Source organism: Mucilaginibacter sp., from assembly GCF_025359345.1.
Taxonomy (GTDB): domain Bacteria; phylum Bacteroidota; class Bacteroidia; order Sphingobacteriales; family Sphingobacteriaceae; genus Mucilaginibacter.
Window position 1 is genome coordinate 72784 of record NZ_JANYGQ010000031.1, and the last position, 9413, is coordinate 82196.

A 9413-nucleotide genomic window follows, 5' to 3' on the forward strand; every position below is an offset into this window, starting at 1 on the left:
CCAAATGTCGGTTGATGCGTATTTAATCGAAATCGGTGTAATCAATCTCAATCGGTGTAATCCTGGTTAATCCTTTAATCCAATAAATCTTAGTTTATATTTGCCCCAATTAATACCCCATGGCGCATATTTTTTTAGTTGAAGACGAGGAACGCGTTGCCGCTTTTATAAAAAAAGCGCTCGAAGAAAACAACCATAAGGTCGACCTGGTGCGCGATGGCGCCGAGGCTATTAAACAATACGCAGCCAAACCGTACGACCTGCTGATTCTCGACATTACGCTCCCTTATCTAAACGGGATAGAAATTTGCAGGCACATCCGCAAAACGGATAAGGAAACCCCGATACTGATGCTGACGGCACTTGATAGTATTGATGATAAAGTAAAAGGCCTGAATACCGGTGCGGATGATTACATGGTCAAGCCCTTCCACTTCAAAGAGTTGCTTGCCCGGATTGAAGCGCTGCTTCGCCGCAAAAATATTGAACCAGATAGTACAATTGTGCTGGGCGAGATCTGCCTGAATACTCATAATAATACAGTTGAGCGTGCAGGGCGTAAAGTCAGCCTGACAACAAAAGAATATGCATTACTTGAGCTGCTGATGCGCAATCCTGACAAAATATTAACCCGACAAACTATTGCCTTTAAAGTCTGGGGGATTGATTTCGATACAGGCACTAACGTGGTTGATGTGTACATGAATTACTTGCGAAATAAAATTGAAAAAGGCTTTACCGGTAAATACATATACACGGTTATCGGCAAGGGCTACATATTTAAAACAGAACCGGATTAAGTGAAAATAAAAAATCGTTTATCGCTGTATTTTGCGCTACTGGGCTCGGGTGTGTTGCTGGTAGTGCTGTCGGCTATTTATGTGTCATTTTACTCCTATATCCGGAGCGATTTTTTTAGTCACCTGAACGACAGGGCCAACGTAGCGGCCCAGCTTTACCTTAAGGCCGATGAAATTACGCCTGACTCGCTAAGTCAGGTGCGCAACCGATATCTTAAAAACCTGCCCGGTGAAGTGGTGCGTTTATACGATAGCCGCAACACCGCCGCTTTTATTACCGACGAAAAACAACACTGGGGCCGCGCCACCATCGAATCGGTAAGGCGGCATAAGTACTTGCAATACAGCGATAAAGAGAACCAGGTGGTGGGGATTTACTATAAAGACAACCAGGGCAACTTCGTAATATTGGTTTCGGCGCAGGATATTGAAGGCAGCCAGCGGTTGCGGGATATGCTGCAAACCATGATAGTTGTTTTCATTGTAGTTGGAGCATTGCTGTATTTCATAAGCCGGTTACTGGCAACTAAAGCGCTTTCGCCTATAAATAACGTGGTAAAGCAAATGCAGCTGATAAAGGCCACCAACCTGAGCATGCGGGTGGACGAGGGTAATGGGAAAGACGAGATAAGCGAGCTGGCCCGCAACTTTAACCGCTTGCTGGCCCATCTTGAAAATGCTTTCGAATTGCAAAAAACCTATGTAACCAATGCCTCGCACGAGTTGCGGACGCCTATAACAACTATAATTGGCGAGGTTGAGCTGGCATTGAACAAGGAACGTGGCCATGAAGCAAATAGACAAACATTGCAATTGATTTTGGAGGAATCGGAGCGGTTGCGCGATACCGTGACCGGATTGATGGACCTGGCCCAGGTGGATATGGATTATACCGCCGCCGAACTAACGCCGGTACGCATGGACGAGTTGCTTTGGGAAGTGCACGAGTTTTGGACCAATAAATTCGGGGCGGGCCTGCTTAAAATAAACATACTGAGCCTGCCCGAAAACGAGGCTTTGCTAAACGTACCGGCTAACCGCCAACTGATGTTTATTGCCCTGAATAATTTGATAGGCAATGCGTTTAAATTTTCGGGTCAGAAAACGGTGACCTGTAATTTTTATGCTGATGAGCATTTGATAAGTATGCAAATTATCGACTCGGGGATAGGTATACCAAACGAAGATATTGATAAGGTAATCAAATCGTTTTACCGCAGCCATAATGCGCGCAATTTTGCCGGTACGGGCGTTGGACTATATGTTACCCAGAAAATTATTCAGTTATTTAATGGTTCGCTGAGCATCCAATCGATGGAAGGCATGGGTACGACTATGACGGTGGATTTTTTACGGGAGAACCGGGGGTAAAATCTTTCGTTTTCGCACAGGGCGGTGCCCAGTGCTGATATATTGAACCCTTTCAGGGTTCGTCAGTTCGACTTTTTTTTCTTTCCCCGGAGGGGATAAATATGTCAGCGATGGGCATCGCCCATCGTCAAAGCGACAGGACAGCCGGTACCCAAAATCGATTTTTCCCCTCTTTATCAAATTCTAATCCCATTCTAATTTCCCGCTGTAATAGTTGACTTAATTTTGGGCCTCTGAAATTGAGACAATGGGATTGAGAACTGCTGCCATACTACTATTCTGCTTTTTTACTTTTACCGCGAACGCCCAGACAGACACGATAAAGCTAACCTTCCCCGATGCTGAAAAACAGTTTTTGGAAAATAACTTTGCGCTGCTTGCCCAAAAATATAATGTGGAGTCGACCAAAGCATTGGTTGACCAGGCGGCCCTCTGGGACAATCCTGTGTTAAGCACCGATCAGAATATTTACGATAGCGGGAGTAAAAAATTCTTTTATCATAACGAAAGTCGTGGGCTGGGGCAGGTATTTGTGCAACTGAACCAGGTATTTAAAACCGCGGGCAAACGCGGCAAACAAATACAGGTTGCAAAAGATAATGCCAAAGTGCAGGAAGCCGAATTTAACGACCTGATGCGCAACCTGCGCTATAACTTACAACTTGATTTTGGGCAACTGGCCACCCTGCTTGATCAGGCCGCAGTTTACCGAAACGAGATAGCCGCCGCTACCAACCTGGTTAACGGTATCCAAAAATCTTACGATGCGGGCAACACGTCAATGAAGGACCTCATCCGACTGAAAGCCCTGCTGTTTGGTTTGCAAAATGACATGACCGAAAGCGCCCGACAAATAAATGACCTGCAAACGGAGCTGAAAACACTTATCCAGGCTAAAGAAACCACATTTATTGTTCCGCTAACCGGCGATTTGCCAACCCAGTCTGCGGAATTAAATATCCCATCGCTAATTGAGCAGGCAAAAACAAACCGCCCCGACTATTTATCAAACCAATACCAACTGGCGGCGGCACAACACAATCTAAGCTTACAAAAAGCAATGGCTGCTCCGGATATTACCATAGGTGCATCGTACGATAAAAACAGCAGCTACGCACAAAACTATTACGGTTTGCAAATTGGGTTACCGCTGCCCTTTTTCAATCGCAACCAGGGTAATATCAAATCGGCCCGTTTTAGCCAGATGAGCCAGGAAAATACACTGAAAGACAATGAGGCGAAGCTGAAAAACGATGTGGTGGCTGCGGTTAACGAGTATAACCTTAACCAGCAATTATTCAGCACGCAGCAACTGGAGTTTAACGGGCAATATGATACACTTTTTAAAAATATGCTGAAAGGATTTAAAGACCGCCAGGTAAGCCTGGTTGAATTTGTTGATTTTTTTGATACTTATAAAGACACCAAACTGAAAATGCTACAACAACGGTATAACCTGCAAAAGGCCATTGCCGATTTAAATTTTGCCACCGGGACAACAATAATTAAACCTTGATATTAATACCCCTTAATATATATATGATAACTAAACACCAAGTATCTGCAATTTGCCTTTCCGCCGTTTTACTATTAGCTGCCTGCAAGGGTAAGGTTGAGCAGGCGGCGGAAAGCAAGCAGGTATGTATCAGCGACACATTAGCAAAAATTATAACTATAGATACCGCCAAAGTTACCACCATGAAAAACGAACTGAACCTAAATGGCGAGGTAGCGAATGATGATAACAACGTAGTGAAAGTATTCCCATTCAGCAGCGGGCAGGTGGTAGAGGTTAAAGTATCAATTGGCGATAAAGTAAGCAGAGGTCAAACCCTGGCAGTAATGCGAAGCGCCGATATAGCTGGTAATTACACCGACTTATCGTCCACCCAATCAGACGTATCAGTAACCAAACGGCAGTTGGAACAAGCAGAATACCTTTACAAGAGCGGGATAGCCAGCGAGCGCGATTATACCGAGGCTAAGGAAAATTATAACAAGGCTGTTGCTGCAAATACAAAAGTAAAATCGCAGCTATCTATAAACGGTGGCGGCAATACCAGCGCCAACGGTATGCTGGTTATCAAAGCGCCGCAAAGCGGTTACATAGTTGAAAAGAACATAACATCGGGCAGTTTTATCCGCCAGGATAACGGAGGCAGCATGTTTACTATATCCGATTTGAAAGATGTTTGGATTTGGGCCAATGTTTTTGAGTCCGACATCAGCAAAGTAAAGGCGGGCTACACAGCAAAGGTTACTACGCTTGCCTATCCTGATAAAGTATTTACCGGTAAAGTAAATGAAATAAGCTCGGTGCTCGATCCGGATAATAAGGTGATGAAAATAAAGATCGCCCTGCCCAACCCGGATATGCTGCTGAAGCCGCAGATGTTTACAAACGTGGTGATAACCAACAGCGAGAATACGCAATCTGTATCGGTGCCGGCAAAGGCTATTGTTTTTGATAACAGTAAAAATTTCGTGGTGATTTATAACGGCAAATGCGATTTAAAGGTGCAGGAAGTAAGCGTTATAAAAACGGTTGATGATGTAGCCTACATAGGCGCGGGGCTGCGGCCGGGCGATAAGGTGATATCAAAAAACCAGTTGCTGCTGTATGATGCCATTACGGGTAATTAACCGGGCGGCTTTCAATCATCGTTATTCACCAATTACATGCTAAGGAATGAACAAGTTCATTAAAAATATTATCTATTTTTCGCTAAGGCACCGCTACTTTGTGTTTTTCATGACCGCCGTTTTGGTGGTGTTAGGCGTTTGGAGCTATACCAATACCCCTATTGAGACGTTCCCGGATGTCACCAATACACAAATTATTATTATAGCCCAATGGCCGGGTAGGAGTGCGGAGGAAGTGGAGAAATTCATTACCATACCGATTGAAACCGTGCTCAACTCGGTGCAAAAAAAATCGAACCTGCGCACCACATCGGCTTTTGGACTATCATATACCCGTATAATTTTTGATGATGACGTAGACGATGCTTTTGCACGCCAACAAGTACTTAGCCGCCTTGCAAATGCCGACTTACCAGATGGCGTTAAACCCGAAATTGAGCCGCCTTATGGCCCCACCGGCGAAATATACCGGTACACGCTAAAAAGTAAAACTGCATCGCTGCATGACCTTACAGCGATACAGGATTGGGTGCTCGACCGGCAGTTTAAATCTGTCCCCGGCGTGGCCGACGTGAATAGTTTTGGTGGCGAGGAGAAAGCTTACGAGGTAAGTGTTAACCCGGCGCTGCTGCAAAAATATGGTTTAACATCACTCGATGTTTACAACGCAGTAAACCGCAGTAACATAAACGTGGGTGGTGATGTGATCGAAAAAAACGACCAGGCATACGTAGTGCGTGGCATTGGGCTAATCAACAACATTAATGAGATGCAAAACATCATCATTAAGAATGTAAACAATGTGCCCATACTTACCCGGGATGTTGCCGAAATAAAAGAAGCTGGTTTGCCAAGACTTGGGCAGGTTAGCCGCGACAAGCAAAAGGATGTAATTGAAGGTATTGTGGTAATGCGCAAAGGCGAAAACCCTGCCGAGGTGCTCGACCGTGTACGCGCCAAAGTAAAAGAGTTGAATGATAGCGTACTGCCAAAAAGCGTAAAAATTGATACCTTTTACGACCGCACGAACCTGATGGATTACTGCACCGAAACGGTGATTCATAACCTGTTGGAGGGTATAGTGCTTGTAACCGTTATTGTATTTTTATTTATGGCCGATTGGCGCACAACGCTTATAGTGGCTGTCATCATTCCGCTGTCGTTACTGTTCGCATTTATTTGTATGCGGATAAAAGGCATGAGCGCCAACTTGTTGTCGATGGGGGCGGTGGACTTTGGTATTATTATAGATGGGGCCGTGGTGATGGTGGAAGGGATATTTGTGGCGCTGGACCATAAGGCCAAAGAAGTAGGCATGCCCAAGTTCAACAACCTGGCCAAGCTGGGCCTGTTTAAAAACGTAGGCGCCGAAATGGGCAAGGCCATATTCTTTTCCAAACTGATTATCATTACCTGTTTGATACCAATCTTCGCGTTCCAAAAAGTAGAGGGGAAAATGTTTTCGCCGCTGGCTTATACGCTGGGATTTGCTTTGTTGGGGGCATTGATATTTACATTGACGCTGGTACCTGCACTATCGAGTATACTACTGAACAAAAACGTAAAGGAAAAACATAACCCCGTAGTGGGCTTTTTTGAAAACGGCATCCGCCGTATGTTTAGCTTCACTTACAAATTTCCGAAGGCCAGCATATTGGTTGCGCTGATATTTATGGCGCTCACTTTTTTCTCGGCTAAGTTTTTGGGCACCGAGTTTTTGCCCGATTTGAATGAAGGTGCCCTATGGGTGGAAGCCGAACTGCCGATGAGCGTATCGTTACCGGAAGCGGAGAGCATCAACCAGAAAATGATGCAGATTATTGCAAAGTTCCCCGAGGTGAAGCAAACGCTGGCCCAGGTTGGCCGTACCAATGATGGTACCGACCCCAAAGGTTTTTTTGATGTACAAATACAAGTCGACCTGAAGAACAAAAAGGAATGGCGCAAAGGCTTGTCAGAAGATGATTTGATCGACGCGATGGATGTGCAGCTGAAAAAAATACCGGGAGCCGTGTTCAACTATTCCCAGCCAATACGAGATAACGTAGAGGAAGCTGTGGCAGGTGTAAATGCCTCGCTGGCGGTAAAAATATTTGGTCCGGATTTTAACGTGCTCGACCAAAAGGCCGATGAAGTTTTGAAAGTGCTGAAGACAGTGCAGGGTGTTGACGACCTTGGCGTACTGCGTAACCTGGGCCAACCCGAATTTCGGATTGAGCTCGACCAGCGCAAGATGGCCCTTTATGGTGTAGCCACAGCAGATGCCAATGCGGTTATCGAAATGGCCATCGGTGGTAAGGCTGCTACAGAGTTATACGAGGGTGAGCGACGTTTCGACATCAGGATACGCTACCAGAAAGGTTACCGCGATACCCAGGAGAAAATTGAAAACCTGATGGTGCCCACTTTAAACGGTTCCAAAATCGCTATAAAAGAAATTGCCGACATAAAAACATCAACTGGCCCGGCCTTTATTTACCGTGATAATAACACCCGCCACATAGCCGTTAAATTCTCGAACCGTGGCCGCGACTTGGGCAGCACTATTGCCGAGGCACAGCAAAAAGTTGCCAAAATGGTAAAGCTTGGCCAGGGTTATTCTATTACCTGGGCCGGCGAGTTTGAAAATCAGACACGCGCATCAAAGACCCTGTCGCACGTAGTGCCTATATGCTTGCTGGTGATCTTCCTGATATTATTTGTGATGTTCGGTAATGTGAAGGATGCTACGCTGGTTATTTTAAACGTGCCTTTTGCGTTAATCGGTGGTATTTTGGCGCTGCATATTACTGGTATTAACTTTAGTATCTCAGCTGGTATCGGGTTTATTGCTTTGTTTGGGGTTTGTATACAAAATGGAGTAATCCTGATATCGGTATTCAAGAAAAACCACGACGCGGGCATGCACCTTGACGAGGCCGTGTTACAAGGCGTAATATCGCGTGTACGTCCGGTTGTGATGACGGCGCTAATGGCGGCTATTGGTTTATTGCCTGCAGCGCTATCCACAGGCATAGGCTCCGAAACGCAAAAGCCGCTGGCCGTTGTGGTAATAGGTGGTTTGGTAACATCAACCATATTAACACTGCTGATATTGCCGTGTATTTACGCACTGGTTTACCGGCTGATACACCGCCGCGAAAACAGGAAACTGTTGAAACGGTTTGGGGCGGTAAAATAAACGGGTGGTCTCATTATTGGGTTATCTTATAAACCAATAATGAGGCCGGCTTATCGCCACCAGCCCTGGCAGCTATCAGGAATAAACCCAGCTCAGGAACCAAAAGCGACGTGCGCGCGCCGTTGCGGGTTTTAATGTCAGCAATTTGTTTATAGGTGCTATCGCCGGTTTGTCTGAAAACGTTAATGGCCCCGCTGCCACCACTTATGTAAATGTTTTTGCTTTTTGCATCCCAATACAAGTCATCCACATCGCCGGCCATTGGGGTGCTAAATATTTCTTTGCCAGTTTCGCTATTGTAAACTATCAATTTGGCAGGCAGCCGGTAGCCAACAACAATACGGTGCTGCACTTCATCGTACGCCATCGGGAAATTGGCCCGGGGTAAAACTTTTCGCCATTCGGCGGTTAGTTTCAACTGCTTTAAATCAGCCACAGCTACCATGCCCGAGCCTGGAAGATTAACCCAAAGTTTACCGGTTTTTGCATCAAGTTGAAATGATTCAGGATGCGCGGGCAGAGGGATATCGCCAACTTGTTTGTGATTTGCAGCATCAATAATGGCAATGCCCCCGCTGCCATAACCTACATAAATACGGTCGGTTCCGGCTTCATAACGCACGTCATCCGCATCATCAGTAAGCTTGATGCTGCCGGTTTTCTTTAAGGTTAGCGCGTTATAAAAGCCACATTCGCCGGTGCCGCCGTTGGCCACCAGTATTTCCTGGTGTTTAGGTATATAAGCTACACCCTGTGGCTCATCCAATCCTTTAATGCTACCGGTAATTTTACCGTTTCCAAGGTCCACTATTTCCAGGGTATTGTTACCCAGCCCTGCTATGTAGGCTGTTTTATGTTTTATGTCGATATCGATATGGTCGATACGTCCTTTTATATTGGTTAAAGTAATTTCCTTTTCAAGCGTAAGCAGTTGTTTCCCGGTTTCCTGCGCCTGGCAGCCGGTGAAGCAAAAAATGGAAAAGTAAGACAGGATGGTGCAGTAGTATTTCATTTGGCGGATTTGATTAACGAATTTATAGTTTGTTTCTGTAAACTTTTTGTAGGTACTTGGAACACCTATAAGTTAATGAATGCTGCTATGTAATAAATTGCCAAATAGTTAGGTTTGTATAACTTATGGAATTTTTCGATAAGTTCTTATAAACACACCTGTCATTATGGAAACAACTAAATTTTCGCGCAGGCGTGCCTTACAGGCGACAGCCTTGTTGAGTACGTCACTATTATTGCCTTTTGAAAAACTGCAGGCTGCATCAGCTTCACCGATAGCAAGCACGCCGGCACTAACGCCAGATGAGATTACCGCCATAGAAACAGCACTTGGTAAAAAAGGTAGTTATAAAGAAGCCGAATCAGTTCACACAACCCCATTGCCCCGAAACGATTTGAAAGTTACA

The 9413-nt window shown here is 45.3% G+C and carries 7 protein-coding genes; 6 read left to right on the top strand and 1 reads right to left on the bottom strand.

Going from position 1 to position 9413, the window contains the following annotated elements; translation table 11 throughout:
• Window positions 1-119 precede the first annotated feature (119 nt).
• The 5 genes from Q0R52_RS20350 to Q0R52_RS20370 all read left to right on the top strand — a co-directional run bounded on the left by Q0R52_RS20350 (window position 120) and on the right by Q0R52_RS20370 (window position 7995).
• Window positions 120-800 (top strand): response regulator transcription factor, encoded by a 681-nt coding sequence (locus tag Q0R52_RS20350; protein ID WP_295797747.1) that lies wholly within the window; start codon window positions 120-122, stop codon window positions 798-800.
• Window positions 801-2171 (top strand): ATP-binding protein, encoded by a 1371-nt coding sequence (locus tag Q0R52_RS20355; protein WP_295797750.1) that lies wholly within the window; start codon window positions 801-803, stop codon window positions 2169-2171.
• Window positions 2172-2418: 247 nt separating this feature from the next.
• On the top strand, window positions 2419-3687 hold the full coding sequence (locus Q0R52_RS20360) for a TolC family protein (RefSeq protein WP_295797753.1): 1269 nt from the start codon (window positions 2419-2421) through the stop codon (window positions 3685-3687).
• 23 nt (window positions 3688-3710) lie between these two features.
• On the top strand, window positions 3711-4814 hold the full coding sequence (locus Q0R52_RS20365) for an efflux RND transporter periplasmic adaptor subunit (protein WP_295797754.1): 1104 nt from the start codon (window positions 3711-3713) through the stop codon (window positions 4812-4814).
• Between the two features lie 46 nt (window positions 4815-4860).
• Entirely contained in the window at window positions 4861-7995 is a 3135-nt protein-coding gene (locus tag Q0R52_RS20370) for a CusA/CzcA family heavy metal efflux RND transporter (RefSeq protein WP_295797756.1), read from the top strand.
• A 13-nt stretch (window positions 7996-8008) separates the two neighbouring features.
• Here Q0R52_RS20370 and Q0R52_RS20375 read toward each other — a convergent pair whose 3' ends face one another.
• On the bottom strand, window positions 8009-9007 hold the full coding sequence (locus Q0R52_RS20375; protein WP_295797758.1) for a hypothetical protein: 999 nt from the start codon (window positions 9005-9007) through the stop codon (window positions 8009-8011).
• 166 nt (window positions 9008-9173) lie between these two features.
• Between Q0R52_RS20375 and Q0R52_RS20380 the strand changes: the two genes are divergently transcribed.
• Window positions 9174-9413: hypothetical protein (locus Q0R52_RS20380; protein WP_295797760.1), on the top strand; the 240-nt coding region annotated here is incomplete at its 3' end.

Excerpts from the sequence above, each read along its gene's own strand:
- Q0R52_RS20365 (WP_295797754.1), top strand. The coding sequence starts at position 3,711 with ATGATAACTAAACACCAAGTATCTGCAATTTGCCTTTCCGCCGTTTTA.
- Q0R52_RS20370 (WP_295797756.1), top strand. The coding sequence starts at position 4,861 with ATGAACAAGTTCATTAAAAATATTATCTATTTTTCGCTAAGGCACCGC.
- Q0R52_RS20360 (WP_295797753.1), top strand. The coding sequence starts at position 2,419 with ATGGGATTGAGAACTGCTGCCATACTACTATTCTGCTTTTTTACTTTT.
- Q0R52_RS20375 (WP_295797758.1), bottom strand. The coding sequence starts at position 9,007 with ATGAAATACTACTGCACCATCCTGTCTTACTTTTCCATTTTTTGCTTC.
- Q0R52_RS20350 (WP_295797747.1), top strand. The coding sequence starts at position 120 with ATGGCGCATATTTTTTTAGTTGAAGACGAGGAACGCGTTGCCGCTTTT.